Genomic DNA, 23,607 nt, shown 5'->3' on the forward strand with positions numbered 1-23,607 from the left:
CGATGAGTGAGTTGAACATCAATGATATTGAAGGTGAAGACCTCTTCTCGATTGATGTTGAGGGATATGAAGGGCCGCTGCATCTGTTGCTGGATATGGCGCGTCGCCAGAAGGTCGACTTGCTGCATGTCTCAATTCTGGATCTCTCTAATCAGTATCTCGAATTCATTGAGGAAGCGCGCAGCAAGCGGATCGACCTTGCGGCAGAATACCTCCTGATGGCGGCATGGCTCGCCTATCTGAAATCTCGCCTCCTGCTGCCAAAGCAGGATCAGGTCAAAGACGGTGAGGGCAGCGCTGATGAAATGGCGGCGCAGCTCGCTTTCCGCCTGAAACGGCTTGAGGCGATGCGAGAGGCTGGCGAAGCGCTCATGGATGGCCGTATCTTTGGACGCGATGTTTTCTCACGTGGCCAGCCAGAGCGTCCGAAAGTGATCAGCACAACGGAATATGACACCACGGTCTGGCATTTGATGCAGGCTTTTGGCGCGGTACGCCAGCGTCAGGAGATGGAAGCCCCACACGCTATCGAAAATCAGTATGTCTTGCCCCTGGAACAGGCGCGGGACCGTCTACGCGATATTCGTGTGAAACTCACCAATTGGGCGAGTCTGGATGACATTCGCGCCCAAATCATTGCTAATGATGACGAAATCCCGAACAGTTCTGCGACAGCCAGTGTGTTTTCTGCGGCGCTGGAGCTGACACGGGATGGCGAAGTGGATGTCCGGCAAGAGCAGCATTTTGGCCCGCTCTACCTTAAAACCAAGTCGCCGGATGAAGAGGAGGCCGCCTGATGACGGAACAAACAAGCCAAGCGGTTCCGATAGAGGAAGCCCCTGAAGATATTCGTCAGGCTGTGCGCCAACTCTCTTTTGCTTACCAGCGTTCTGCCGAAACCCTGTTTGAGGCCGAGGAAAGCAGTCTGGCTGAGGCCGTTCGCCGGGCTGAGGCCATTCTCTTCGCAGCGGGTGAACCGCTTACGGCGGTGCAGATTACTGAGGCGCTGCCACCCGGTGTAGACGTTGCCAGTGTGCTAATGACCCTGAAAGCCAGCTATGCCACGCGCGGGGTGAGTCTGGTTGAGGTTGGCGGCAAATGGCGGTTTGAAACAGCCGAAGACCTGTCCTTTCTGTTCGTTGAAGAACGCCATGAGCAGAAAAAGCTCTCACAAGCCGCCTTGGAAACGCTTGCCATCATTGCTTATGGACAACCCGTCACACGTGCAGAGATTGAAGCGGTTCGCGGGGTCGCTGTCTCCAAAGGTACGATTGATGTCCTTATGGAAGCAGGATGGGTCAAGCTGAAAGGCCGTCGCCGTACGCCTGGCCGCCCGGTCACGTATGGCACGACACAAGCTTTCCTCGAGCACTTTGGTCTGGAAAGCCTCGACGTTCTGCCGGGCCGGGCTGATCTGGAGGCTGATGGCCTACTGTCAGACGTCATGCCGGAGGGCTTTGCAGTCGATGAGGCGCTTGAAGAAGATGAAGCGGATATGGCCTTCGATGTTGAAACCCAAGATGGTGAGTTCATCACAGACTTCATGCATGAAGCTGAGGACGACTAAGGTCGCGATTTATTCGACATTATTCCCTGAACAAGCCAGTCGCGGGATTGCCGGACTGACAGCGTGAAGCTAGAACACAATCATATCTAGGAGAACGTCATGGCCCCGAGTTGGATGCAATTGCTTATCGTTGCTGTTATTGCGCTCCTCCTGTTTGGAGGAAGAGGGCGTATTTCATCAATCATGGGTGACCTTGCCAAAGGCATTAAAAGCTTCCGCAAGGGCTTGAGCGATGAGGATGAAGCGGCAAAGAAGGCCGTTGAAGGTGAGGATATGGTCAATATCACACCGGAAAAGGATAAGTCGAAAACCACCTCATAGGGGACAGCTCAGGATTATTCGATGCTACCCCAGTTTGGTCTTACCGAGTTTTTGCTCATTGCGATTGTCGCGCTGATTGTTGTCGGCCCGAAAGACCTGCCGCGTATGATGCGCCAGATCGGGCAGTTCGTGGCCCGTGGCCGCGCGATGGCGAATGAGTTTCGCTCCGCCTTTGACGATATTGCCCGGCAGGCAGAGCTTGATGACCTACGGCAGGAGATTGAATCCCTGAAGCGTGAGAATACGGTGAGTCAGGCTGTCGATGACCTCAAAGCGGTTGAGAGCGACATTAATGAGCAGGTTCTAGCGACTGAGCGCGCTGCAAAAGCAAGCGCTGAGGCTGAGGCGGGCACAGAAGACGCCGCTAAACCGGAAAAAGAACCATCCACCGAGGCGAAACATGACGACTGAGCTGCCGGATGATCAGAAACCTGACATCATAGAGGATGAGGTCGAAGCAAGCCGTGCGCCGCTTCTCTCACACCTGACAGAGCTGCGTAATCGCTTGATCTGGTGCATGGCGGCCTTGGGCGTCGCGACGATTGCCTGCTTCTTCATTGCCAAGCCTATTTACAATCTCCTCGTCGAACCGCTTCTCAATGAGGCCGTGCTGGGACGTGGAAAGACTGATTTTGAACTGATCTACACAGCGCCGTTGGAAGTCTTCTTCGTCCAATTGAAGCTTGCCTTGTTTGGGGGGCTATTCCTCGCGTTTCCGGTGATCGCCTGGCAGCTCTACGGCTTTGTCGCGCCGGGTCTCTACAAGAATGAGCGCTACGCCTTCCTGCCATTTCTGATCGCCGCACCCATCCTGTTCACGATTGGCGCGGTCTTCGTTTACTACGCTATGCTGCCTTTGATCGCCCGCTTTGCGCTCTCGTTCGAGCAATTAGGCGGGGAGGGGATTGCCGCGATCGTACCGCAAATCAAAGTCTCAGAATACTTGTCTCTCGTGATGGCGCTGATGATCGCGTTCGGCTTGTCTTTCCAGTTGCCGGTGATCTTGAGCTTGCTGGGTAAGGTTGGCATTATTGGCGCGGAAACCCTTCGCAAAGGTCGCAAGTATGCCCTCGTCGGTATTCTGGCCGCTTCCGCTTTCTTCACGCCACCAGACATGATTTCGCAAATCATGCTGACCGTGCCTGTATATGGCCTTTACGAGGCGAGTATCTGGATTGTCGCGATGTTTGAACGCAAGGCGCAGGAAGAAGAGGCGTCAGAGGCCTAATCGTCGAACGGGCACTGCGGAACGTTCAGGTTTTCTGGCAGCTGCGTAGACCCAATCCAGCACGTGTCCTCAAAATCGACCGTCTCAAGGCCCGCAACATCCGTGAAATTAACATCAACCAAGCGGGCGCCTCGAATTTTTGCGTTGCTGAGGTCCGCATTGGCAAAATTCGTAAAATTCAGGATAGCATTGTCAAATGTTGCACCTGACAAGCGTGCTGCTGTGAAGTCAGCGCGATAAAGATTGGCACCAGAGAAATCTGCGTTGTTCGCCTTCACAGCAATAAGGCGTGCGCCTGGCATTGAGGCACCAATCAGAAGAATGCTGTGCATTTTTGCAGAGACGAGACTGGCATTGCCGAGATTGGCGGTCACGAGGCTCGCTTGGCTTAGAATTGCTCCCGACAAATCCGATCCGCTCAGATCGCTATCATCCAGGGTTGCTCGTCTGAAGTCAGCGCCCACGGCAATAATGTCGGGTAATTCCGCGCCCGTGGCAGCTAGGCCATACAGGTTAGCCCCGGTTAGGTCCGCGCCCGCATAGTTGCTTCTGGAGATATTCCAGCCAGAAAGGTCATGGCCCACGAAAGAGCATTTCGTGCAGGAGCCTGTGTCCGAAGGCGCCCAGGATACACGCGCTGGGCCTTGCTGAGCTCCAGCCATCAGGCCAAGGCTCGCGGCACTCGCAGTCAGAAAAGCAATACGCTTCATCATGGCTTTACTTTTAAAGGCGGAATGGCGTGTCTGTAACTAAACTCGCTGTAATCGCTGTTGCTTTTGCCAAAGTGTTGCCACAAAGCCGCAGACACACCTTATGAAATGCAGCGGGAAATACGCAGGCCTTTCGGCAGTTTTGTTGAGCGATCACCGCAGGCTTTGTTGAGTTGGGCTTGCGACAACCCTTTCGCCATTGAAAGGTCCGCCCCTGACAGATTAACCCCGGAGAGGTTTGCCCCAGATAGGTTGGACGATCCAAAATAGGCACCAACAGCTGTCGCAGACGTCAGGTTCGCCTGGCTGAAATTGCAGCGGTTAAAGCGAGCGCCAAACATATTCGCGACCGACAGGTTCGCGCCTGAGAGGTTTACGCTCTGAAGCGTCGCGAGGGAGAGGTCAGACTGACGCAAACGCGATTTGGAAAGATTGAGACCCGATACATCACGATAGGCCAGATCTGCCTGAAACAGGTTACATCCTTCACAGGATTGGCCCTTCTTCACCTTCGCGATTTGGCTGGCATTTTGGGCAACCGCTGGCATTGAAAGGCTCAAAGCAAGCGCGGTGACAGCAAGAAGATGTTTCATCATGGCACAAAGGTCCTGACTTCAGAGAGGCAACTATCCCATCCTTCGCAAGGTTTGGACCATCAAGGCTTAGCTTAGCGCGACCCCGACCTTGCCACAGGTATCACAATTGATCTGTCCGTCAGTCTCATCGGTATAGAGGGTGAAGCTTCCACATTCCGGGCAAGCATCAGGCATATAGGTCTGTGCTGCCTCGGCTGCTTCTGCTTCGGCTTCCGCTTTAGCAATCTCTTCCTCTGCGGCTTTCTCTTCGCGTTTACGGTTCAGGATGACGATATTGTCCGGGATATGACCGCGAGAGAACCCGCGAGAGATCAATTGCGCGGCTTCTCCTGACAGGGGCTGGCCTTCCGTCTTGCTGATGCCATCACGCTCCCCACGGCCAAGGCCATCATGTGTTGCATCACCGAGCTCTGCCAAGTCTTCACGGTCGAGATAGGAGACAGCCAATTCTCGGAAGATGTAATCGAGAATCGACGTTGCCGCCGTGATACGGTCATTGCCTGTGACCTCACCTGCCGGCTCAAAGCGCGTGAAGACGAAGGCATCAACATATTCTTCGAGCGGGACGCCATATTGCAGGCCCAGGGAGACCGCGATGGCAAAATTGTTCATCAGCGAGCGGAATGCGGCGCCCTCCTTGTGCATATCGATGAAGATTTCACCGAGATGGCCATCACTGAACTCACCTGTATGCAGGTAGACTTTATGTCCGCCAACAGCGGCCTTCTGGATATAGCCTTTACGGCGATCAGGCAGACGGGTGCGAGACACATTTGGGTGATCGGCTATATCGGGCGTGTAAGGGGGCGGTGCTGCATCTTCTTCCGCCACAATATCAGCAGCCAGCGCCTCGATATGGGCCATACGCTCAGCAATGCTACGATCCTGCTCTGCATCCAGTGGCAGCAGCCAGAGTGGTGATGCGGGCCGAGAAACTGCATCCGACTTGCTTGGGAGTGGGCCCGATACGGATTGGATAAGGTGAAGACCTTCCACATCCAGTAAAGCCGTCCAGTCATCTTCCGGGCTTGCAGCTTGCAGCAATCCGGCTTGTTGAAGAACCTGCTGGGTCATCCCCTCAGTGCGATTGTCCAGCGCGGCTTCTGCTGTTGCAATTTCCGCCTTGGTGAAGCCAACAGCCTTCAGAAGGCCGCGGCCATCTGAATCAAAGGCCTCTGGTGGCAGGCGAAGATCACTTGAGATAATTTCATCGCCAAGGACCCATCGTGAAAAGGCCGCATTGAGAGGCAAACCTTCGCCAAGAGCACTTTGGACCTTACCGATGGCGTCTGTTGAGAAGCCTCGTGTCTTCAGAATATCATCGCCAAAGCCCGGGACTGCCTCAATATCTGCCGCATTCGAAAGCTCTGTCAGCAAATGAGCGAGCCCCTCCGGCGTGGTTCTGGCCAAGCCTAGACGGGTTGGTCCGGCGACATCCCAGTGCCCCTCATCATCTTGCAGCACTGTTGCGGTAAAGGGCGCAAACTCTTGAGAACTTGGTTCAAAATCAGAAAGAGCCTGTATGGATAGCGGCGCAATCAAAACAGGGTGGGCATAGGTTTCAGGCTGTTTGCGCAGGCTGGGCAGCCCAAGCATGTCAGCATCACTCTTTCGGAAGCTCTCATCATTGGCGCAAGCTTTTAGAAGCTTGATGAGCTGGATGGCAATATCCGGGCTAAAGGGTTTGCCCAACGCCATTGCCGCAGCGCTTATTCCGCATGGGAGGACACACAGGGCCTCTCCATGAATGTTGCGCGCCGCCTGGATCAGGTCACGCAGGACATCCGTCTCAAACCCATCTGGTGTCACGAATCGGCTGAGATCGATGGCAATTGCCGGCGTATCTGTGGTCAGGAGCGTTTCGCCCAAAAGGACCGAAATTCCGGCGTGGCGCAGTTCATTGAGAGTCTCTTCATCACAGTTTTCAGGCATTTGCGCGGACAGTGTTGGCCCAGAGGCTGTGGCTTGCTCGCGCAGGTCCATGGCCAGTCGTAAGAAGCCCTTATCCTGTGACAAACCGACTGCAATGAGGTTTGTCGGAACGCCCTGTGCCACCGCTTCAGCCAGCTCTGCGTTGCGTGGGCGGTCGCCAAGCCCCTCTAATGTATCAGCCGACGCCAGTAAGCTTGTACGTTTTAATGTCACCGCTCTGGCTGCCTGCAACGCGTCTTCGGCAACCGCATAGTGATCGGAAAAGGCAGGCGAAATGTCACGCAGGGACATCACTGAACTAACCAGCCCAGCCTCCTTTGCGGCCTCTATCAAGGACTGTGGTGAGTATTTTGCGACCATTAGCCTGTCTCCCTACGCAGCAAGGCGGGGTTGACGCGCCTTGCAACATGATGTGTTGCCCTTGTAACTGGATTCGGGCGAGGCCTAGCGCCATATTGCCGCCCTAAAGCATTGGCAGGAACAAAATCATGTTCAAACTGTTTACTTGGTGGAATGGCGTAAGCCCTGGCGGTTGGTTTGATATCAAGCGCCGCAGCCAGCATGTCGGTACAGATGAGTACGGCAATCGCTACTTTGAGGACCGCAAGGTTTCAATCGAGGGGCGTAAGCGTCGCTATGTCATTTACAAAGGACTGGCAGAGCCTTCCAAGGTCCCACCAGAGTGGTATGGCTGGCTGCATTACACCTTTGAAGAGCCGCCAACAGAGGCACCTTTGGCGCGCCGGGATTGGGAAACTGATCACGCCCCTAACATGACCGGGACTGTGTTTGCGTATCGCCCGCAGGGCAGCCTGCGTGAGACAGGTGAGCGTAAAGAAAATGTCGGCGATTACGAGGCTTGGACTCCAGATGCGTGAATCAATTTTTGAGACTCTGATCGGCCTTGGGGTTCTGGTCGTCGCCGGGCTGTTTTTCTTTTTTGCCGTTGGGCAGGGCGGGGATGCCGCGACCGGCGATGAAACCGTTGAGATCGGCGCGCGCTTCAGCTCTGCCAGTGGTATTGAGCGGGGCACAGATGTCCGCATGGCGGGTGTTAAGATCGGCACCGTCCGTGAAAAAGTACTCGACCGCGATCGCGTAGAAGCACAAGTCATTATGGCCATTGATGCGAGCATTCTGCCACTGGGTGACGGCACCACGGCACGGGTTCAGTCTGAAGGTCTACTTGGGGGAAGCTATATCAACATTGAGCCAGCCCCCGGTTTTGGTGAGATTCCTGAGTGCGCCGCTGATGAAACCCTGTTCGGGGAAAGCGGGTGTAATGAGCTTCTCTACGCTCAGGGGTCTGTTGATCTGATGACGCTGTTTGCCTCCTTCGCTCAGGGCAATGGCGGGAGTGACGGTGAATGATTCGATTACTGACCCTCAGCGCGCTTGTTTGCTTTTCCGGCATTGCGATAGCCCAGAGCAACGAGACATATGGTCAGTATGACACGGTCACTTTACGGGCCCTCGACAAGATTACCGGGCGCTCGACCGATTTTGATGTTCGCGTTAGTGAACCGCAGGTCTACGGCTCCTTGCGGATTGATCTGGAGACCTGCTTCCAAGCCCCACCAGAAGAACCGCCTGAGAGTGTTGCCTTTCTGAAGCTGACATCAGCAACCTCCAGGCAGGTGCAGACCATGGCGGCGCCGCGCAGCCTGACAGAGGCAGAGCGTGAAGCGACTGAAGGGGATGATGTCGACTTGCGCTTCAGCGGTTGGATGTACGCATCCTCGCCGGGCCTAAGTGCGCTTGAGCACCCTGTTTACGATATCTGGGTGATCCATTGCAGGGCCGTTGCGCCGGTAACGGCACCTTTGGAGCCAAGCGAGTAGAAGTCTCCCTCGCTCCGCAAAGCGCTCCACAATTGCTGCCGGAAAGCCTCGCGTGGGATTTCCTCAAGCCCAAATTGTTCCAGATGCGCATTATGGAATTGCGCATCGAGGAGTTTGTAATTCCCTGCCTTCAGTCGCGCGACCAGGTGAACCAAAGCCACTTTTGAAGCATCGGTTGCGCGCGAGAACATGCTTTCTCCAAAGAACGCTGCCCCTGTTGAAACGCCGTAGAGACCACCGACCAGTTCATCCGTCTGCGACCAGCATTCGATGGAATGGGCATACCCCTCGCGATGCAGAGCGCTGTAAAGGTTGAGGATTGTGTCATTGATCCATGTCGCGGGCCGCGTTGGGTGTGGCTCGGCACAGGCTTCAATCACGCGATTGAAGGCTGTGTTAATAGTCACCCGAAACCGGTCCTGCCGAACGGTACGGCGAAGCCGCCTTGGAATATGAAAGCCATCCAAGGGCAACACCCCGCGCAGATCCGGATCCATCAGGAAAAGCCGCATATCGTGGCGCGAATCCGCCATTGGAAACACGCCACGTCTGTAGCAATTGAGCAGGTCTTCTGTGTCGAAGCGATTCGACATGGCTGCTCCGTTATTTCAGGCCGAGAAAGCGTTCCAGCCAGTGGATGTCATAATTGCCGTCAATTACATCCTGGGCTTCGACGAGCCTTTGGTGCAAGGGCAGGGTCGTATTGACACCACCAACAACCATTTCACCCAAAGCGCGGCGCAGGCGCATGATGCATTCGTTTCGCGTACGGCCATGCACGATCAGCTTGCCGATCATTGAGTCGTAGTGTGGCGGGATCTTGTACCCGGCATAGGCAGCACTATCGAGACGCACATCGAGGCCACCCGGGGCATGAAACTCTGTAATTGTACCCGGTGATGGCACGAAGGTCTCAGGGTGCTCAGCATTGATTCGGCACTCAATCGCATGGCCAACGAGGATGACATCTTCCTGAGTGAAGGAGAGCTTTTTGCCATCGGCGACGCGGATTTGCTCGCGGATGAGGTCAATTCCGGTGATCATCTCCGTTACCGGGTGCTCCACCTGAATACGCGTGTTCATTTCGATGAAATAGAACTCGCCATCCTCATACAGGAATTCCATGGTGCCAGCGCCGCGATAACCCATTCTCTTGACGGCTTTGGCGACGATCATGCCGATTTCTTCGCGCTGCGCTTGATTCAGGGCCGGGGAAGGCGCTTCCTCAAACACCTTCTGGTGGCGACGTTGCAAAGAGCAATCGCGCTCCCAAAGATGACAAACATTGCCGTGCTTGTCGGCAATGATCTGGATTTCGATATGCCGCGGTCTTGCGAGATATTTCTCAAGATAGACTGCATCATCCCCAAAAGCGGCTTTCGCTTCGGTTTTCGCGGTCTTGATCGCGGTTTCCAGATCTTTCTCGGTTTCAGCGACCTTCATGCCGCGCCCACCGCCACCAGAGGCGGCTTTGATCAAAACAGGGTAACCAATCTTTTTGGCAATTTTCTTGGCTTCACTGATGGTCTTAATGCCACCCTCAGAGCCAGGAACGACAGGTACGCCAGCATCAATCATGGTCTGCTTAGCAGCAATTTTGTCGCCCATCGTTCGGATATGGTCAGCAGTTGGCCCAATAAAGATCAGGTCATGGGCCTCAACCATTTCGGCAAACTGGGCATTCTCGGACAGGAAGCCATAGCCGGGATGAATCGCATCAGCATTGGTAATCTCTGCCGCCGCAATGATTTGCGACTTCTTGAGGTAGCTTTGCGCACTAGGCGCAGGACCAATACAGACAGATTCGTCGGCAAGACGGACAGCCATGGCATCACGGTCAGCCTCGGAATGGACCGCCACAGTCTGCAGACCCATTTCCTTACAGGCGCGATGGATGCGCAAGGCGATCTCACCACGATTGGCGATAAGAACTTTTTCGATCATCGACCTGTTCCTTATTCGATGACGATGAGGGGCTCGCCGAATTCAACCGGCTGGGCATCGCCGACAATAATCTGCTTCACCGTGCCAGCGCTTGGCGCTTCAACCGGATTGAAGGTCTTCATAGCTTCAATGAGCATCAGCGTATCGCCAGCTTTAACCTTGTCGCCCACAGCCACAAATGGCTTCGCGCCCGGCTCAGCAGAGAGATAGACTGTCCCGACCATTGGGCTGTTTACGGCATTGTCCGGGGCACTGGTTGCAGTAGGGGCCGCCGCTGCAGGAGCGGGGCTTGCGGCTGGTGCCACCGGAGCAGGCGCAGCGACTGCTGCCGGCGCCTGAACAAATTGTGCCGCTGGAGCAGGTGGCGGTGTCATGGAAGTCGCTTTGCTGACCCGAATGCGCAGGCCTTCATGCTCAACTTCAACTTCACCAAGATCAGCTTCACGCAAGATCGCAGCAAGTTCGCGGACAAGGCCAGCATCAAGTTTAGATTTAGGGGTAGACATTATCCAAGGGCTCCTCAGGCTGTCATCTGGAGGGCGGCGTCAAGCGCCATGAGATAACCGTGTGCACCAAAACCTGCAATGGTTCCGCTTGCACAGGGGCTGATATAGTTGGTTTCGCGAAACGCCTCACGCGCCGCAGGATTTGACAGGTGGACTTCAATCACAGGGATTTTGCAAGCCCGCAGGGCGTCATGCACTGCAATAGAGGTATGCGTATATGCCCCGGCATTGAGAATCAGGGCGCTCGCTTCGCGTGAAGCTTGCTGCACCCAATCAACAAGCTGACCTTCTGAATTGGTCTGCAGGAACGTGATTTCCGCATCCGGGGCTGCCGAGATCATACGCTGGTGGATGTCATCCAGCGTGTCCTTGCCATAAATCTCTGGCTCGCGTGTGCCGAGCAGGTTGAGATTTGGCCCGTTGAGAACAAATATGTGTTGCGTCATTGTCACACACGGTTTGCGGTGGAATTTAAGCCTTGGCAAGGGCATACACGGGTAAGGAGGCAGTTCAGATGCAGATTATCCTGAATGGCGAATCTCGGAACGTTACAGAAGGCACAAGTGTTGAGGCGCTTGTCCTGACTTTAGGCGGTGATCCACGCGGTATTGCGATAGAACGTAACCTTGAAATCGTTCCGAAAGCAGAGCATGCCACAACCATGCTACAGGATGGCGATCAGCTCGAGATCGTACAGTTTGTCGGTGGCGGTTGAAGAAAGAGATTTGAGTATGAATGATTCGCCTCTGATTGTTGCAGGCCGCACGTTTCAGTCGCGCCTGATCGTTGGCACTGGCAAGTATGCCTCCTATGCGCAAAATGCAGAGGCGGCCCGCGCGGCTGGCGCTGAGATGGTCACTGTGGCGCTGCGCCGCGTGAACTGGTCCAATCCGGACGAAGATCGTCTGCAAGATCATGTGAAGCCGGATGAGTTCACTTATCTGCCGAACACGGCCGGATGCTTCACAGCCGATGATGCTGTACGCACGTTGCGTCTTGCCCGAGAAGCAGGCGGTTGGGATCTGGTCAAATTGGAAGTTCTATCAGACCAGAAGACGCTTTATCCAGATATGGAAGAGACTTTGAAGGCCGCCAAAGATCTGATCGCTGACGGCTTTGAGGTCATGGTCTACTGCTCCGATGATCCGGTCTATGCGCGCAAGCTCGAAGATGCAGGTTGCTGCGCCATTATGCCTTTGGGCAGCCTTATTGGGTCTGGCCTCGGTATTCAGAACCCGCTCAACATCCGATTAATCGTCGAGCAAGCCCGCGTACCGGTCATTGTTGATGCGGGAGTCGGGACGGCTTCAGATGCCGCCATCGCAATGGAACTTGGGTGTGACGGTGTTCTGATGAACACTGCAATAGCAGAAGCAAAAGACCCCATTCTTATGGCAAGCGCCATGAAGCACGCTGTCATAGCTGGCCGGGAAGCGTATCTGGCGGGGCGTATGGGCCGGAAGAAGTATGCCGACCCATCCTCCCCTCTGGCGGGTTTAATCTAGTCCAGCGCAGCCAGTTCAGCGTCAATAAGCGCCTGCACGGCATTGGTGTCCGCGCCAGGGACTTGTGACGTGCCAACGATGAAGTTTGGCGTACCATTAATGTCTAGGGTGCGAGCGAGAGACTTCATGTCAGCCAGTTGGCGCTGAACTTCCATGGAATTCATGTCGGCGCGCATTTTGACAACGTCGACACCAGCCTCTTTTGCGGCGCCATCAATTGCATCAGGGCCAAAGCCTGAACCATTATCCAGCTCCATAAGAGCCATGTGCATTTCCATATACTTGTCTTGCTTTCCCGCAGCGAGCGCGGCCAGCGCAGCTTTTTCGCTTTCAGCCGACAGGATAGGGAGCTCTTTAAAGACAACTCGGACCTGACCATCATACTGCTCAGGCAGGTTTACAGCCCACTCCGCTGAACGCTTACAGAAGCCGCAGCGATAGTCGAAGAATTCTACAACCGTGACAGGTGCATCAGCAGGGCCAACAGAGTAATCTGAGGCGGTGTTGAAAAGCGCATCGGCATTGTTTGCGATGGCCTCACGCGCAGTTTCCATTTCAGCCGCGTTACGCTTCGCCTGCAGGGCGATCAATGCCTCTTCGATGATTTCAGGATTTTCCAGAATATACTCGCGGACAACGTTTTCGATGGCCGCCCGGTCGGACGTGTTAACCTCTTGCTGGGCGCAGGCTGGCGTCAGCGCAATGGCTGAAACAGCTAATGTGAGCGGCAGAAATTTTTGCATGTCGAATCCTTGGACTATCTTGGTCATGTCTACTGGCCTCAAATGCTTTCTACGGCGTGAACCGGCAAGGGGATATCGCTGACAATTGTGTGATTAGCGACGACGACGCCAGAACATCTCATTCTCCGGCAGAGCTGGATCGGTCGCATTTCGGATATCAGACGCTTGCCGCCAGGCTGGTGAGTTGGGCTCAAGCTCGCGCAAGGCTCGGCTCGCAAAGGCATAGGCATTCGGGTAGTCACCAACATTGTAACGCGACTCTGCTGTCGCGAGCTGGGCAAGCGAACGCTTATCTTGCTTTTCATAGGCGATCGACAATTCCCGCCAGGCAAACGCATTATCAGGTTCAAAAGCCAAAGCATCTCGTAGGGCAAACTCGGCAGCTTCGATATCGCCTGGCTCTTCACGGACAAGACGTGCGCGCGCATAAGATATTTTCAAAAGCGAATTGCCTGGCAGTATTTCACGAGCTTTCTCGTAAGGAGCAATGGCCTCACTCGCCTTGTGATTATCCATCAAGATATCGCCCTTAAGTTCGTAGAAATATGGATTCTCAGGATCGATCTCGATCAGAGCGTCAATTTCCTTAAGCGCGCTTTGGTGATCAGCTGACCGCATCGCTGAGATCGCACGAGCATAGCGAGCAGGCTGGGAGTCATCGGTTGGGGGATACTCATTGAAGACGCGTGCTGGCGATTCAAGAAAGCCAATCAGTTTGGCTTTGATCATCTCAAACTGGTGTACGCGGATAGGATCTTCCGGCTTGTCTGCAAGGCCTGAATCATTGGCCAGCGCTCGCGTCGTTCGTACACGCTGCGAGGCGAGCGGGTGAGTGCGGAAGTAGGGATAGCGCCGGGCTTCGGAGAGGACCTCCTGATAGCGATATTTCTCAAAGAATTCAGCAATCCCGTTCGTATTCCATCCCAATGCGGTGAGATAGCGAATAGCCTCCGCATCGGCCATGGCTTCTTCGGCTCGGGTATGAACGAAGAAGTTCAACGCGCCGAACTGGCTGGAGCTTGCAATCAAGGCCGCGCCCGCATCCCCGGCACCCGCAGCAATCGCCAAGATACCCAGGCCGATCGAAACCAACGCTGGGCGTGACGCCACGCGGGCGGCTCTTGCCCGCGTTACGGTATGTCCGCAAGCGATGTGACATGTCTCGTGCGCAATAACGCCAATCACCTGACTGGCATTGTCCGCCGCCATGATCAGGCCAGCATGAATATGAATGCGCTGACCATTCGCAACGAAAGCATTCAGGCTTCTATCATTGATAATGTAGAGACCCACATCGTTAGGCTCGAGTTCCGCCGCTTCAAGGATAGGGTCCGTCCAATCCCGAAGCACTTTCTCGATCTCAGCGTCGCGGATCAGGCCTTGCGCGCGAACTTCTGCGGCAAACACACAAAAGGCGGCGCAGATTAGCAGGCATATTCTGAGGAAAGACGACATATCGGCTCCACACTTTCCTATAAGCTAAGACGCCGCGTGCAGATTGGCGAGGGGCCGAACCCATTCATGACGCAATTGTCAGAATGCATGGAACAGGCCGGGATTGACTTTAATGGCTACGCTTGCGCCAATTTCGGGTTTTGAAGCAGGGACTATTCGGCTTTTTAGGCTCAGTCCGCTTTCATGCTCGAGGATGAGGTCCAGCGTGCTTCCCGTTCGCTGAACACCCGTGATCGTCATATCGATACCGTCTAAGTTATCCGATACTGAAATGGCCTCGGGGCGATAGAAAATTGTCTCGCTCTTAGGTTGGGCAAGTTCGGGCCATAGAGCTGAGAGCGCGCTGGCTGAAACCACTTCTAGCGGGCCAAAGGCTTTTGCGACAATCAGATTTTGCGGGCTCAGGAAAACATCGTCTGGCGTACCCACCTGCAAAAGTTTGCCTTGGTCCAGCACCGCGATCTGATCGCCATAGGCCAAAGCTTCCGAGGCATCATGTGTGACCATCAATGTTGGTATGTTTGCTTTCCGAAGCGCGTCCAGCGCTGCCGTGCGGACTGTATCCCTGTTTGCCGGGTCCAGTCCCGAAAAGGGTTCATCCATCATGATCGCATTTGGATTGGCGGCAAGGGCGCGCGCAATGGCTACCCGCTGTTGCTCGCCTCCTGAGAGGTGATGGGGATAAGCCTCGGCCCTGTGCGCGATGCCAAGTGTTTCTAGCCATTTTTCAATCGTGGCTTCAGCCTCCTGTTTGGAGGTCCCGCGCATTCCGAACCGCACATTCTCCGTTACGCGCATATTCGGAAAGAGGGCAAAGTCCTGAAAGACCAGACCAATCTGCCGTGCCTCAGGGGGCGTTACGTTCTTAGGGCTGGAGAGGCAGGTATCGCCGCTAAAAACGGTCCCTGAAGACGGGGCTTCAAGTCCAGCGACCAAACGTAAAAGTGTGGACTTGCCCGCACCAGAAGCCCCAAGGATCATTGTGACTTCGCCCGGCACAGCCGTCAAAGAGACACTGTCGAGAACAGTTCTCTCACCATACCTTTTGGTCAGGTTTTCTAGGGTCAGGGGCAATGCTTGGGTCATTGTACCTGACGTGAACGCGACATCTGCCAGGAAAGCAAGAGGACAGGTGCAAGCCCTGCAAGGGTAATCAACAAGGACGGGAAGACCGCCTGGGCCAGTCGCTCATCAGCCGCATACTTATAGGCCTCAACTGCAAGTGTATCCCACCCGAAGGGCCGTAGCATCAGCGTCGCGGGTAGCTCTTTCAGGGTCTCGACAAATAGGATCAGAAGCCCAGCCCACAGGCCCGGACTGATCAAGGGGAGATCAACACGAATCAGGCGGCGTAAACCGGTTGCGCCAAGACTGCGTGTCGCGTGATCCAGCGACTTAGGCGCACGTTCGAGCGCTGCTTGCAGTGGTTCTGAGCCTGCTGCGGTAAAGCGGCTCGCGTACACCCAGACAAGGATTGCCAGCGAAAACGGCCCTGAGATAGACAGATTGGAACTGGAAAGGAACAAAACTGCGCCAAGCGCGAGCACAGCACCCGGTGCAGCGTATCCTGCAGCCGTCACAAGTCGGCCAGCTTGTCGACTGCGCCCCCGCGCGCTCAAGGTCAGAGCAATCGCGCAAATCAGGCCGAGGATTGTTCCAAAGCTTGCCAATAACAGTGTGGAGATCAGTGGCCCACTTATGTCTGGCATCACTGCCCGCAATTCCAGAGACAGCCATAGCAACCGGCCAACCGGAAGGATGAAGCTGACAAGAAGAATGATCCCGCAAAAAGCTGATGCGAGGAGGCCGCTTGTGCGCGATAGCGTTTGTGGGTCTGGTGAGCGCCATCGCGAGGAGGTTTCCTGACTGCCTCTTTGCCCACGCGAGACTTTCTCGATGATCATAAAAGCAAAGGCGATCGCGATCAGAACGAGGGCCAGCCGCGCTGCGGTTGCCGGTTCGCCAAAACTGTTCCAGGCACGGATGATACCCACCCCCAAGGTTGGAATTCCCAGAAAGTCTGCGGCGCCATAGTCGGCCGCTGCTTCCATCATGGCCAACGCAAGGCCTGCAACGATAGCGGGGCGCGCCGCAGGCAGGGCAACATGCCAGAATGTTCTGTGGTGGCTGGCCCCCAAACTGCGTGCCGCCTCTAAGGTCGACAGCGACTGGTTGGCGAAGGCCGCTCTCGCCGTAATGTAAACATAGGGGAAGAGCGTCGTCGCCAACACAAATGACAGGCCGGGCAAGTTATAGACATCAGGGAAAAAATAGTCCCGGGCACGCAAGCCTGTCATGTCACGGATGAATGTCTGGAATGGGCCGCTTACCCCGCTCAGTTCCGCCCAGACATAGGCCATAACGTATCCGGGTACAGCCAGTGGTAAGACGAGCGCCCAGTTGAAGATGGCGCGTCCGGGGAATCTGTATCGGCTGACCAGCCACGCAGCCGGAACAGCAATCAGTAGAACCTGTACAGCGACGAGGCAGAGCATGCCCAAAGTTGTCGCCGTATAAGGCGCAAGCCGATTATTGAGAATGTGGCTCCAGGTTTCACCCCCGCCAAGCGTTAGCCCAAACCAAATCGCAACGGCGACGGGCAGCAATATGAAGCCCGTCACTGTCAGAAAGGTCAGTCGTCGCGTTTGTCCCTGATATGCCGTCAGGAGATTCAAAACCTAGTTCCAGCCCGCCAGATCATAGATGCGTTGCGCATCGGCCTGATTTTCCCCGAAGGTTGCAAGCGGGGTTGGACTGACTGTGTACTCCACGGAGGTGCCGTTCGGTAGGTCAAGTTGACCGAGCCTTGCGAGAGGAACTTCTTGTGTTTCAGATGTCAGGAGTGTCTGGCCAGACTCGGTAAGCAGGAATTCAATAAACTGTGCCGCCAGTGCCGGGTCTTCCGCAGAGGCAGAAATCGCAATCCCAGTAATGTTGACATGGGCACCCTGTCCATCACCGAAGGATGGGATCACGAGTGCTGTAGCGGCGGCGGCTTCGGTATCCCGATCCAGGCTGCTCGCCGCCAAGCGAGACCAGTAATAGTGATTAACGATCGCAACGCTACATTCGCCTGCGGCAACAGCGCGGATTTGATCCGTATCACCGCCTTGGGGTGCGCGCGCCATATTGGCCACAACACCTTCTGCCCAAGCCTGCGCTTCAGTCTCGCCAAGGCGGTCAATCAGCTCCGCCATCAGCGAGAGATTGTAGATATTGGATGACGCGCGCACACAAATTTCGCCCTGCAGAGCCGGATCAGCAAGCTTTACCCATTCATCAACCTGATCTTCGGTAATTCGTTCTGGGTCATAGGCGACCAAACGCACGCGATTAGACAGCCCATACCAGTTCCCTTCAGCTTCGCGCATAGAATCTGGAACCTGCTCTTCAAGAGCGGGTGTAGTATAGCCCTGTGTCAGGCCAGCATCCTGAAACCGCCAAACGGCACCAGCATCTGCGGCAATGATCAGATCGGCAGGGCTGTTCTGACCTTCGGCCTTCATTGTTTCAAGCAATTGATCAGATTTTGCCTCGCGTACATCAATCTGCACGCCTGTTTGCTCTTCGAAAGCAGCATAAAGCGCTTTGTCGGAGTCGTAGTGACGCGCACTATATATCTGCAAAGACTTCGATGCGGGTTCAGGCGTGGTCTGCGTTGATGACGCGCTGTCCTGTTCAGTCGGCTGAGAACAAGCGGTAAGGATCAAAGCGGCGAAGGCGGTAGCGGTGACAATCTTTTTCATAAGCTCGCCTTTGCATAGTTGAGAACTATTCGCAATAAGTGATTTAACGGAGGCTGCATTTTGTCGCGCGTTCTGACAATCAGAACTGTGATCAGATAGCTGGCATATACTCGGACCTGCTTTAGAGAAAACGCATGACACAAGATCAAGGCAATGCAGGCAATATGATCACCATTTATGGGGCAGGCATTATTGGCCTGTCCTGCGCTCTTGAATTTTCTAATCGCGGCGCGAGCGTGACCCTTATTGACCCAGTATGGCCGCCACGCGGAGCAAGCTGGGCCGCTGCAGGCATGATTGCGCCAGCATTTGAGGCGGCAGCCGTATCCGGAACGCATCCAAAGCTGTTTGAACTTTGCCTACAAGGGGCTGCGCTTTGGCCAGAATGGAGCCAGCGTCTGGAAGCAGAGACAGGCCTTCCTGCGGGTTATGATGCTGAGCCATCCTTGGCACTGGCTTTCGATGCCGAGCAAACGGCACATCTGCAAGCGATTGTTGCGCGATCAAAGCGGGCGGGATTTGCTGTCGACACAATTGAGCCGAATGATGTCGCGATCAGACCGACACTTGCGCTTGAGATGCCAACCGATACCCATGTCGACAACCGTCTGACCATGACAGCGCTGGTGCGGGCATGCAAGGGACGTGAAAACATTACGCTTGCTGACGCGCCTGATCCGTCTCAACAGGCGACCGCTTTGGTAACCGCTGGATGGCAATCCCCTGATCTTGTTGGTGTAAAACTTCCTGTCTTCCCTTTAGGCGGGCAAATGCTTTCAGTCGAGCCTGTGGCGGGTGCACCCAACCGGACTGTCCGATGTGGCTCTCTTTATATTGTTCCCAAACAAGATCGGGTGATTATCGGGGCCACTGTAGAGCCCGGTATCGCGCGTCAGGATATTGTCGTTGAGGATGTTGAGCATCTTCGCCAGCAAGCCGCCCGCTTGTTTCCCGCACTTGCCAATGCTCCGATCATTGAGCGATGGGCAGGCGTTCGTCCGGGCACGCCCGATCACGCGCCGTATCTTGGGCAGGTCAGTGAAACTAAATTCATTGCGGCAGGGCATCATCGCAACGGCATTCTTTTGGCACCGCTCACAGCGCAAATCATGGCAGATATGATCCTTGAGGGGAAAACAGATCCGCTGATTGAGGCCTTCGCATCTGACCGCGCTCTTGAAGAGCTGCAGTCTTAACCCAGAGTGAGAGTGGACGAGATTCACCAACTTCCATAAACGGGTGGGGACAGGAGACGATCATGCACGCAATTTCAGACATGACAGAAGACCAAATGGCGATTCAGGAAGGCGTTGAGCGTACCGTTTCGCAATTCGATGATGAGTACTGGGCGCGGACAGACGAAACGGGTGAATGGCCGGAAGCTTTCTGTAATGCGATGGCTGAAGGCGGCTGGCTCGGAATTGCTTTCCCTGAAGAGTATGGCGGCGCTGGCCTTGGTCTGACAGAAGCAGCCATGATGATGCAGACCGTGACCCGTTCTGGTGCTGGTTACTCTGGTGCCTCTGCTGTGCACCTGAATATTTTCGGGCCAAAGCCGCTCGAAAAGTTCGGCAATGATGAGCAGAAGCAGGAAAACCTGCCAAAGATCATCTCGGGTGAAGAGAAAATGTGTTTCGCCGTGACCGAGCCAAATAGTGGCCTCGATACCTCTTCACTCGAAACGAAGGCAGAGCGCACCAATACAGGCTACACGATCAATGGCCGGAAAATCTGGACAACCGGAGCGCAGCGCGCCGACAAAATCCTGATCATTGCCCGGACGACACCGAAGGATCAGTGCGCCAAGCCATATCTGGGGCTGTCGCTCTTCTATACCGACTTCAACCGTGACAAGATTGAAGCCAACCCGATCCCGAAAATGGGTCGTAAGGCGGTTGAGTGTAACACGCTCTTCATCGATGGGCTTGAAGTGCCGAAAGAGCATTTGATTGGTGAAGAAGGTGCAGGATTTAAGTATCTGATCCAGGGTCTTAACCCGGAACGTGTTCTGTTTGCTGTTGAAAGCATTGGCCTTGGCTTTGCCGCGCTTGAGAAAGCTTCAACCTATGCCAATGAACGTGTCGTTTTTGGCCGTCCAATAGGCCAGAATCAGGGCATTGCGCACCCGCTCGCAAAGGCTTGGGCTGAACTCTCAGCCGCTGAGTTGCTCGCTTACAAGGCGGCGGCTTTGTTTGATCAAGGCAAGGAATGCGGCGCTGAGGCAAATGCTGCAAAATATCTCGGCACTGAAGCAGGCTTTAATGCTTGTGAGACCGCGGTTCTGACACATGGTGGCATGGGCTATGCGCGCGAGTATCATGTGGAGCGTTATATGCGTGAAGCTATGCTCGCCCGGATTGCTCCGGTCAGCCGTGAGATGATCTTGAACTTCATTGCTGAGCGCGTCCTCGGCCTACCGAAAAGCTACTAAAACGCGCCTGCAGGGCAGGGCGCTGCTTTAGGCAACGCTCTGCAGGTGTGGTGCTTTTAGCGCCTGTGTCAGATCATCAATGATGTCCGCTGGGGTTTCCAGGCCAACAGACAGACGGACAAGCCCGTCGCTGATCCCATGGGCATGACGCTCTTCAGCCGTATAGGTCGAGTGGGTCATACTGGCAGGATGCTGGATCAGCGTTTCAGCATCGCCTAGGCTGACGGCGCGACGGATCAGATTCAGGCGATTCATCAGATTGATCCCCGCCTGAAAGCCACCTTTGAGCTCAAAGGCAATCATCCCACCGCCAAGCGCCATTTGCGCTTTGGCGACATCCCGTTGTGCAAAACCCTCAAGACCTGGATAGTGAACGACATCCACCTGTTCATGGGTGGTTAGAAAGTCTGCCACTACAGCCGCTGAAGCGGCATGGCGCTCAACCCGCATCTCCAAGGTCTTCAGACCGCGCAGGATCAGATGCGCATTAAACGGTGCCAGCACAGCGCCCGTCATATCCTTGACGCCAACCATGCGAACCTCATGCATATGCTCTGCAGAGCCAACGACAATCCCGGCAATCAAGTCACCATGGCCGCCCAGATACTTTGTTGCTGAGTGGAGTACAATGTCTGCGCCATGCTCAATCGGGCGCGTAATGACTGGTGTGGCATAGGTATTGTCGACCACGCTCAGGGCATTATGGCGCTTCGCAATGGCGCTGATCGCTGCAATATCAACCAAGCGCATGTTCGGGTTTGCCGGGGTTTCGAAATAGACCATGCGGGTCTTGTCAGAAATGGCCTCAGCGAGCGCCTGCGGATCGCTCAGGTCAACATGGGTGACCTTTACGCCAAACCGCGACAGGCCATCACGCATGAACGCAAATGTGCAGCCATAAAGCGTCTTGTCTGTGATAACCTCATCACCCGCCTTCAGGAACGTCCACATCACCGACGTGATGGCGCCCATCCCTGAAGCGGTCGCAACCCCGGCTTCTGCGCCTTCAAGGCTCGCCATGCGGTCTTCAAGTAAAGCCGTCGTCGGGTTGGATATCCGGGTGTAGATATGCCCGGCCTCTTCCCCCGCAAAACGTCGTCCGCCCTGTTCGGCGGTATCGAAGGCAAATGTGGAGGTCAGGTGCAGAGGCGGGGTCAAAGCCCCGTGTTCATCCAGAGGGTCATAACCGTGATGGATTGCGCGGGTTGCAAAGCCAGTTTTGGAATCGGTCGTCATGCTTGTCTCCTGATACACTGGCATAATACCGCGATTTGCGCCGCAAGACTTTGCGAACTGGCTCGTCAAGCTTTGCTATTTTGGCATATTCTGCTAATCATGAGCGTATGGACGCAAAAGACTATCAAATCATCGATGCCTTGCAGCAGGATGGTCGACTGAGCAATCAAGACCTCTCAGCAAAAGTGGCATTGTCACCCAGCCCATGCTTACGCCGTGTACGCCTGCTTGAGGAGGCTGGCATCATCGCGGGCTATACAGCGGTTGTAGACCAGAAAAGACTGGGCCTTTCTGTTACGGCCTTTGTCCAGGTTAAGCTGGAACGGCATGGCGATGCCGCCGTGAACCAGTTCGAGGAGGCAATTGAAGCGTTACCGAATGTCATGGATTGCTGGCTGATGACTGGGGAAGCCGACTATCTTTTACGCGTTGTAGCGAAAGATCTCGATGAGTTTGAAAGCTTCATACGAAGCCACCTCCAAAAAGTCCCGGGTATTGCCTCGATCAGCTCCAGTTTTGCTTATGGCCGGGTCAAGCGCTCGCGAGTTCTTCCACTCGGTTAAAAGCTGCATCCTCCAAGCTAGTCCTCTTGTTTTGGGGAGGGGGCAGGGATACCTGTAAGTCAGTTCATTTTTACAAAGGGGTAATTCATGACCAGCTCTAGCCCAACCGCACTTCAATACCTTGATAAGGCCATGGGTGGCCTTCGTGAGATGGGCTTGCTGCCAGACAGAAACGGAGAGGGTGCTGCCCCGATTGTCGCGCTCCTTGAACAGATCAGTGATCTTGATCCAGACAAGGTTGCCGCGATTGCTCGAACGCTCGATCAGGCCAGTGTTTTCAACGATGTCGTCCGCGAGCAGATTTCAGGTATCACTATTGGCGAGCGTTACGAGGGCATCACAACGGCGTTCAATTCTATCCGTGACGATGCCAAGAGCCTCGTGGATCAGTACGCAGATGGCAAGATTTCCACATTTGAGCGTGTCTCAAATGTCTGGATGAAAATGACCCGCGGCGACATTGCCTCGCGCTTTGGCAAGATCAAGGACCTCTACCTCGAAGTTCAGGATGAAAGCGCCAATCAGATTGAGCGCGAGCGTAATATCCTCGAAGCCTATCTCGATTTCCGCGGGGCGATGAAGCAGTCCGAGGTTCTGGCTCTGGATGTTGAAAAGACAGCCATGGGCAAGCTGGAAGAGGCGCGATCTGCTGTGGATACAGCGGTGGCCGCTGTTGCAGGTTATGCGGGTGATGATGCGGCCCAGCGGGCGACCCTTGAACTGGCGCGTGATGAGAAACTCCGCGCGCTACAGGCCGAGGATAAGCGTTATCAGGTCGCCAAGGATATGGCGGATAACCTGACAATTGGGTACAACACATCCGAAGTCATCATGGCGCGTCTGGTGCAGATCACGACAGCCAAAGAGCGCGTCTACGCACAATCGGTCAGCTTTTTCTCGACCAATGAGATTGTTCTCACCGCCCTAACGGCGAGCTTCACGGGCATGCATGGTCTGCATGAGAGCACACAGACACTCGAAGCGATGAAAGAGGGCGTCAATCAAAGCCTCGAAGTCCTCGCAGAGATTGGCGACAAGGTTCAGGAAGCTGCTGTGCGGTCGGGTTATGGCCCGACGGTTTCCGCTGCTTCAGTCAAAATGCTGGTCGATAGCGTTGTGAACTATCAGGAGCGTACACAAACCATCATTGCCGAGATGCGTGATCTCTCAACCAAGAATTCGCAAGAGGTGCGCGAGGCGGTGGAAGATGGCAAGCGCCGCCTGACCAAGCTGGTCAATGAAGGCGCTGCGCTCGCGCTCATTCCTCGGACTTAAGGAGCGTT

General features: G+C 55.0%; 27 protein-coding genes. 14 read left to right on the top strand and 13 right to left on the bottom strand.

Annotation, left to right across the window (positions count from 1 at the left end):
- Window positions 1–2: 2 nt before the first annotated feature.
- The 5 genes from RYZ27_RS06525 to tatC all read left to right on the top strand — a co-directional run bounded on the left by RYZ27_RS06525 (window position 3) and on the right by tatC (window position 3,116).
- Window positions 3–797 carry a segregation and condensation protein A gene (locus tag RYZ27_RS06525; RefSeq protein ID WP_406681575.1) on the top strand — a complete coding sequence of 265 codons (795 nt, stop codon included), beginning with the start codon at window positions 3–5 and terminating at the stop codon, window positions 795–797.
- Window positions 797–1,567, top strand: coding sequence for an SMC-Scp complex subunit ScpB (scpB, locus tag RYZ27_RS06530; protein WP_406681576.1), 771 nt, complete (start codon window positions 797–799; stop codon window positions 1,565–1,567). Before RYZ27_RS06525 ends, scpB begins: the two co-directional genes overlap by 1 nt.
- A gap of 99 nt (window positions 1,568–1,666) precedes the next feature.
- Window positions 1,667–1,888, top strand: coding sequence for a twin-arginine translocase TatA/TatE family subunit (gene tatA / locus RYZ27_RS06535; RefSeq protein WP_406681577.1), 222 nt, complete (start codon window positions 1,667–1,669; stop codon window positions 1,886–1,888).
- Window positions 1,889–1,909: 21 nt separating this feature from the next.
- Window positions 1,910–2,299: a Sec-independent protein translocase protein TatB gene (gene tatB / locus RYZ27_RS06540; protein ID WP_406681579.1), complete on the top strand. Its 390-nt coding sequence runs from the start codon at window positions 1,910–1,912 to the stop codon at window positions 2,297–2,299.
- A complete protein-coding gene (gene tatC / locus RYZ27_RS06545; protein WP_406681580.1) occupies window positions 2,289–3,116 on the top strand; it encodes a twin-arginine translocase subunit TatC in 828 nt (275 codons plus the stop codon). Before tatB ends, tatC begins: the two co-directional genes overlap by 11 nt.
- Here the strand turns inward: tatC and RYZ27_RS06550 are convergent.
- The 3 genes from RYZ27_RS06550 to RYZ27_RS06560 form a co-directional block, all read right to left on the bottom strand.
- Window positions 3,113–3,829 (bottom strand): pentapeptide repeat-containing protein, encoded by a 717-nt coding sequence (locus RYZ27_RS06550; protein ID WP_406681581.1) that lies wholly within the window; start codon window positions 3,827–3,829, stop codon window positions 3,113–3,115. The two genes, tatC and RYZ27_RS06550, sit on opposite strands and share 4 nt — an antisense overlap.
- A gap of 98 nt (window positions 3,830–3,927) precedes the next feature.
- On the bottom strand, window positions 3,928–4,422 hold the full coding sequence (locus RYZ27_RS06555; protein WP_406681582.1) for a pentapeptide repeat-containing protein: 495 nt from the start codon (window positions 4,420–4,422) through the stop codon (window positions 3,928–3,930).
- A gap of 66 nt (window positions 4,423–4,488) precedes the next feature.
- A complete protein-coding gene (locus tag RYZ27_RS06560; protein WP_406681583.1) occupies window positions 4,489–6,714 on the bottom strand; it encodes a hypothetical protein in 2,226 nt (741 codons plus the stop codon).
- 128 nt (window positions 6,715–6,842) lie between these two features.
- Between RYZ27_RS06560 and RYZ27_RS06565 the strand changes: the two genes are divergently transcribed.
- The 3 genes from RYZ27_RS06565 to RYZ27_RS06575 are packed head-to-tail and all read left to right on the top strand — an operon-like array spanning window position 6,843 to window position 8,195.
- Window positions 6,843–7,232, top strand: coding sequence for an NADH:ubiquinone oxidoreductase subunit NDUFA12 (locus RYZ27_RS06565; RefSeq protein ID WP_406681584.1), 390 nt, complete (start codon window positions 6,843–6,845; stop codon window positions 7,230–7,232).
- Complete coding sequence (locus RYZ27_RS06570) at window positions 7,225–7,725, top strand: MlaD family protein (RefSeq protein ID WP_406681585.1); 501 nt, start codon at window positions 7,225–7,227, stop codon at window positions 7,723–7,725. The genes RYZ27_RS06565 and RYZ27_RS06570 overlap by 8 nt, the downstream gene beginning before the upstream one ends.
- Window positions 7,722–8,195 carry a DUF2155 domain-containing protein gene (locus RYZ27_RS06575; protein ID WP_406681586.1) on the top strand — a complete coding sequence of 158 codons (474 nt, stop codon included), beginning with the start codon at window positions 7,722–7,724 and terminating at the stop codon, window positions 8,193–8,195. The genes RYZ27_RS06570 and RYZ27_RS06575 overlap by 4 nt, the downstream gene beginning before the upstream one ends.
- On the opposite strand, the gene aat is transcribed toward RYZ27_RS06575, so the two are convergent.
- The 4 genes from aat to aroQ are packed head-to-tail and all read right to left on the bottom strand — an operon-like array spanning window position 8,126 to window position 11,091.
- Window positions 8,126–8,788: a leucyl/phenylalanyl-tRNA--protein transferase gene (gene aat / locus RYZ27_RS06580; RefSeq protein ID WP_406681587.1), complete on the bottom strand. Its 663-nt coding sequence runs from the start codon at window positions 8,786–8,788 to the stop codon at window positions 8,126–8,128. The two genes, RYZ27_RS06575 and aat, sit on opposite strands and share 70 nt — an antisense overlap.
- A 10-nt stretch (window positions 8,789–8,798) precedes the next feature.
- Window positions 8,799–10,139, bottom strand: a complete 1,341-nt coding sequence (gene accC, locus RYZ27_RS06585) for an acetyl-CoA carboxylase biotin carboxylase subunit (RefSeq protein WP_406681588.1) — start codon at window positions 10,137–10,139, stop codon at window positions 8,799–8,801.
- An 11-nt stretch (window positions 10,140–10,150) separates the two neighbouring features.
- Window positions 10,151–10,645: an acetyl-CoA carboxylase biotin carboxyl carrier protein gene (gene accB / locus RYZ27_RS06590; RefSeq protein ID WP_406681589.1), complete on the bottom strand. Its 495-nt coding sequence runs from the start codon at window positions 10,643–10,645 to the stop codon at window positions 10,151–10,153.
- Between the two features lie 14 nt (window positions 10,646–10,659).
- Window positions 10,660–11,091 carry a type II 3-dehydroquinate dehydratase gene (aroQ, locus tag RYZ27_RS06595; RefSeq protein WP_406681590.1) on the bottom strand — a complete coding sequence of 144 codons (432 nt, stop codon included), beginning with the start codon at window positions 11,089–11,091 and terminating at the stop codon, window positions 10,660–10,662.
- A gap of 68 nt (window positions 11,092–11,159) precedes the next feature.
- Here aroQ and thiS point away from each other — a divergent pair, with 68 nt between their 5' ends.
- A complete protein-coding gene (thiS, locus tag RYZ27_RS06600) occupies window positions 11,160–11,360 on the top strand; it encodes a sulfur carrier protein ThiS (RefSeq protein WP_406681591.1) in 201 nt (66 codons plus the stop codon).
- Between the two features lie 16 nt (window positions 11,361–11,376).
- On the top strand, window positions 11,377–12,150 hold the full coding sequence (locus RYZ27_RS06605) for a thiazole synthase (RefSeq protein ID WP_406681592.1): 774 nt from the start codon (window positions 11,377–11,379) through the stop codon (window positions 12,148–12,150).
- Here RYZ27_RS06605 and RYZ27_RS06610 read toward each other — a convergent pair.
- The 5 genes from RYZ27_RS06610 to RYZ27_RS06630 form a co-directional block, all read right to left on the bottom strand.
- Window positions 12,147–12,893 (bottom strand): thioredoxin domain-containing protein, encoded by a 747-nt coding sequence (locus tag RYZ27_RS06610; protein ID WP_406681593.1) that lies wholly within the window; start codon window positions 12,891–12,893, stop codon window positions 12,147–12,149. The genes RYZ27_RS06605 and RYZ27_RS06610 overlap by 4 nt on opposite strands.
- Before the next feature lie 93 nt (window positions 12,894–12,986).
- Window positions 12,987–14,348 (bottom strand): M48 family metalloprotease, encoded by a 1,362-nt coding sequence (locus RYZ27_RS06615; RefSeq protein ID WP_406681594.1) that lies wholly within the window; start codon window positions 14,346–14,348, stop codon window positions 12,987–12,989.
- 78 nt (window positions 14,349–14,426) lie between these two features.
- The gene (locus RYZ27_RS06620) at window positions 14,427–15,434 is read right to left on the bottom strand and encodes an ABC transporter ATP-binding protein (RefSeq protein WP_406681595.1); all 1,008 of its coding nucleotides are present in this window, start codon (window positions 15,432–15,434) and stop codon (window positions 14,427–14,429) included.
- Window positions 15,431–17,023, bottom strand: a complete 1,593-nt coding sequence (locus RYZ27_RS06625) for an ABC transporter permease (RefSeq protein ID WP_406681596.1) — start codon at window positions 17,021–17,023, stop codon at window positions 15,431–15,433. The genes RYZ27_RS06620 and RYZ27_RS06625 overlap by 4 nt, the downstream gene beginning before the upstream one ends.
- 3 nt (window positions 17,024–17,026) lie before the next feature.
- Window positions 17,027–18,094 (bottom strand): extracellular solute-binding protein, encoded by a 1,068-nt coding sequence (locus tag RYZ27_RS06630; protein ID WP_406681597.1) that lies wholly within the window; start codon window positions 18,092–18,094, stop codon window positions 17,027–17,029.
- Window positions 18,095–18,228: 134 nt separating this feature from the next.
- Between RYZ27_RS06630 and RYZ27_RS06635 the strand changes: the two genes are divergently transcribed.
- Both RYZ27_RS06635 and RYZ27_RS06640 read left to right on the top strand, forming a co-directional pair.
- A complete protein-coding gene (locus RYZ27_RS06635; protein ID WP_406681599.1) occupies window positions 18,229–19,290 on the top strand; it encodes an NAD(P)/FAD-dependent oxidoreductase in 1,062 nt (353 codons plus the stop codon).
- A 62-nt stretch (window positions 19,291–19,352) separates the two neighbouring features.
- Complete coding sequence (locus RYZ27_RS06640; RefSeq protein ID WP_406681600.1) at window positions 19,353–20,525, top strand: acyl-CoA dehydrogenase family protein; 1,173 nt, start codon at window positions 19,353–19,355, stop codon at window positions 20,523–20,525.
- A 27-nt stretch (window positions 20,526–20,552) separates the two neighbouring features.
- Here the strand turns inward: RYZ27_RS06640 and RYZ27_RS06645 are convergent, their stop codons facing one another.
- Complete coding sequence (locus RYZ27_RS06645) at window positions 20,553–21,761, bottom strand: methionine gamma-lyase (protein WP_406681601.1); 1,209 nt, start codon at window positions 21,759–21,761, stop codon at window positions 20,553–20,555.
- 107 nt (window positions 21,762–21,868) lie between these two features.
- Between RYZ27_RS06645 and RYZ27_RS06650 the strand changes: the two genes are divergently transcribed.
- Entirely contained in the window at window positions 21,869–22,324 is a 456-nt protein-coding gene (locus RYZ27_RS06650) for an Lrp/AsnC family transcriptional regulator (protein WP_406681602.1), read from the top strand.
- Window positions 22,325–22,411: 87 nt separating this feature from the next.
- The gene (locus RYZ27_RS06655) at window positions 22,412–23,599 is read left to right on the top strand and encodes a cell surface protein (RefSeq protein ID WP_406681603.1); all 1,188 of its coding nucleotides are present in this window, start codon (window positions 22,412–22,414) and stop codon (window positions 23,597–23,599) included.
- Window positions 23,600–23,607 lie beyond the last annotated feature (8 nt).

Source organism: Hyphomonas sp. FCG-A18 (assembly GCF_045287255.1).
Classification (GTDB): Bacteria; Pseudomonadota; Alphaproteobacteria; order Caulobacterales; family Hyphomonadaceae; genus Henriciella.

What these genes read in the sequence shown, in the direction of transcription:
- thiS (WP_406681591.1), top strand. Translation starts at nt 11,160, where the DNA reads ATGCAGATTATCCTGAATGGCGAATCTCGGAACGTTACAGAAGGCACA.
- RYZ27_RS06610 (WP_406681593.1), bottom strand. Translation starts at nt 12,893, where the DNA reads ATGCAAAAATTTCTGCCGCTCACATTAGCTGTTTCAGCCATTGCGCTG.
- accC (WP_406681588.1), bottom strand. Translation starts at nt 10,139, where the DNA reads ATGATCGAAAAAGTTCTTATCGCCAATCGTGGTGAGATCGCCTTGCGC.
- RYZ27_RS06635 (WP_406681599.1), top strand. Translation starts at nt 18,229, where the DNA reads ATGACACAAGATCAAGGCAATGCAGGCAATATGATCACCATTTATGGG.
- RYZ27_RS06550 (WP_406681581.1), bottom strand. Translation starts at nt 3,829, where the DNA reads ATGATGAAGCGTATTGCTTTTCTGACTGCGAGTGCCGCGAGCCTTGGC.
- tatA (WP_406681577.1), top strand. Translation starts at nt 1,667, where the DNA reads ATGGCCCCGAGTTGGATGCAATTGCTTATCGTTGCTGTTATTGCGCTC.
- accB (WP_406681589.1), bottom strand. Translation starts at nt 10,645, where the DNA reads ATGTCTACCCCTAAATCTAAACTTGATGCTGGCCTTGTCCGCGAACTT.
- tatB (WP_406681579.1), top strand. Translation starts at nt 1,910, where the DNA reads ATGCTACCCCAGTTTGGTCTTACCGAGTTTTTGCTCATTGCGATTGTC.
- RYZ27_RS06555 (WP_406681582.1), bottom strand. Translation starts at nt 4,422, where the DNA reads ATGATGAAACATCTTCTTGCTGTCACCGCGCTTGCTTTGAGCCTTTCA.
- RYZ27_RS06615 (WP_406681594.1), bottom strand. Translation starts at nt 14,348, where the DNA reads ATGTCGTCTTTCCTCAGAATATGCCTGCTAATCTGCGCCGCCTTTTGT.
- RYZ27_RS06525 (WP_406681575.1), top strand. Translation starts at nt 3, where the DNA reads ATGAGTGAGTTGAACATCAATGATATTGAAGGTGAAGACCTCTTCTCG.
- RYZ27_RS06605 (WP_406681592.1), top strand. Translation starts at nt 11,377, where the DNA reads ATGAATGATTCGCCTCTGATTGTTGCAGGCCGCACGTTTCAGTCGCGC.
- tatC (WP_406681580.1), top strand. Translation starts at nt 2,289, where the DNA reads ATGACGACTGAGCTGCCGGATGATCAGAAACCTGACATCATAGAGGAT.
- RYZ27_RS06575 (WP_406681586.1), top strand. Translation starts at nt 7,722, where the DNA reads ATGATTCGATTACTGACCCTCAGCGCGCTTGTTTGCTTTTCCGGCATT.
- RYZ27_RS06640 (WP_406681600.1), top strand. Translation starts at nt 19,353, where the DNA reads ATGCACGCAATTTCAGACATGACAGAAGACCAAATGGCGATTCAGGAA.
- RYZ27_RS06560 (WP_406681583.1), bottom strand. Translation starts at nt 6,714, where the DNA reads ATGGTCGCAAAATACTCACCACAGTCCTTGATAGAGGCCGCAAAGGAG.
- RYZ27_RS06570 (WP_406681585.1), top strand. Translation starts at nt 7,225, where the DNA reads ATGCGTGAATCAATTTTTGAGACTCTGATCGGCCTTGGGGTTCTGGTC.
- RYZ27_RS06630 (WP_406681597.1), bottom strand. Translation starts at nt 18,094, where the DNA reads ATGAAAAAGATTGTCACCGCTACCGCCTTCGCCGCTTTGATCCTTACC.
- aroQ (WP_406681590.1), bottom strand. Translation starts at nt 11,091, where the DNA reads ATGACGCAACACATATTTGTTCTCAACGGGCCAAATCTCAACCTGCTC.
- RYZ27_RS06655 (WP_406681603.1), top strand. Translation starts at nt 22,412, where the DNA reads ATGACCAGCTCTAGCCCAACCGCACTTCAATACCTTGATAAGGCCATG.
- RYZ27_RS06565 (WP_406681584.1), top strand. Translation starts at nt 6,843, where the DNA reads ATGTTCAAACTGTTTACTTGGTGGAATGGCGTAAGCCCTGGCGGTTGG.
- aat (WP_406681587.1), bottom strand. Translation starts at nt 8,788, where the DNA reads ATGTCGAATCGCTTCGACACAGAAGACCTGCTCAATTGCTACAGACGT.
- RYZ27_RS06650 (WP_406681602.1), top strand. Translation starts at nt 21,869, where the DNA reads ATGGACGCAAAAGACTATCAAATCATCGATGCCTTGCAGCAGGATGGT.
- RYZ27_RS06620 (WP_406681595.1), bottom strand. Translation starts at nt 15,434, where the DNA reads ATGACCCAAGCATTGCCCCTGACCCTAGAAAACCTGACCAAAAGGTAT.
- RYZ27_RS06645 (WP_406681601.1), bottom strand. Translation starts at nt 21,761, where the DNA reads ATGACGACCGATTCCAAAACTGGCTTTGCAACCCGCGCAATCCATCAC.
- scpB (WP_406681576.1), top strand. Translation starts at nt 797, where the DNA reads ATGACGGAACAAACAAGCCAAGCGGTTCCGATAGAGGAAGCCCCTGAA.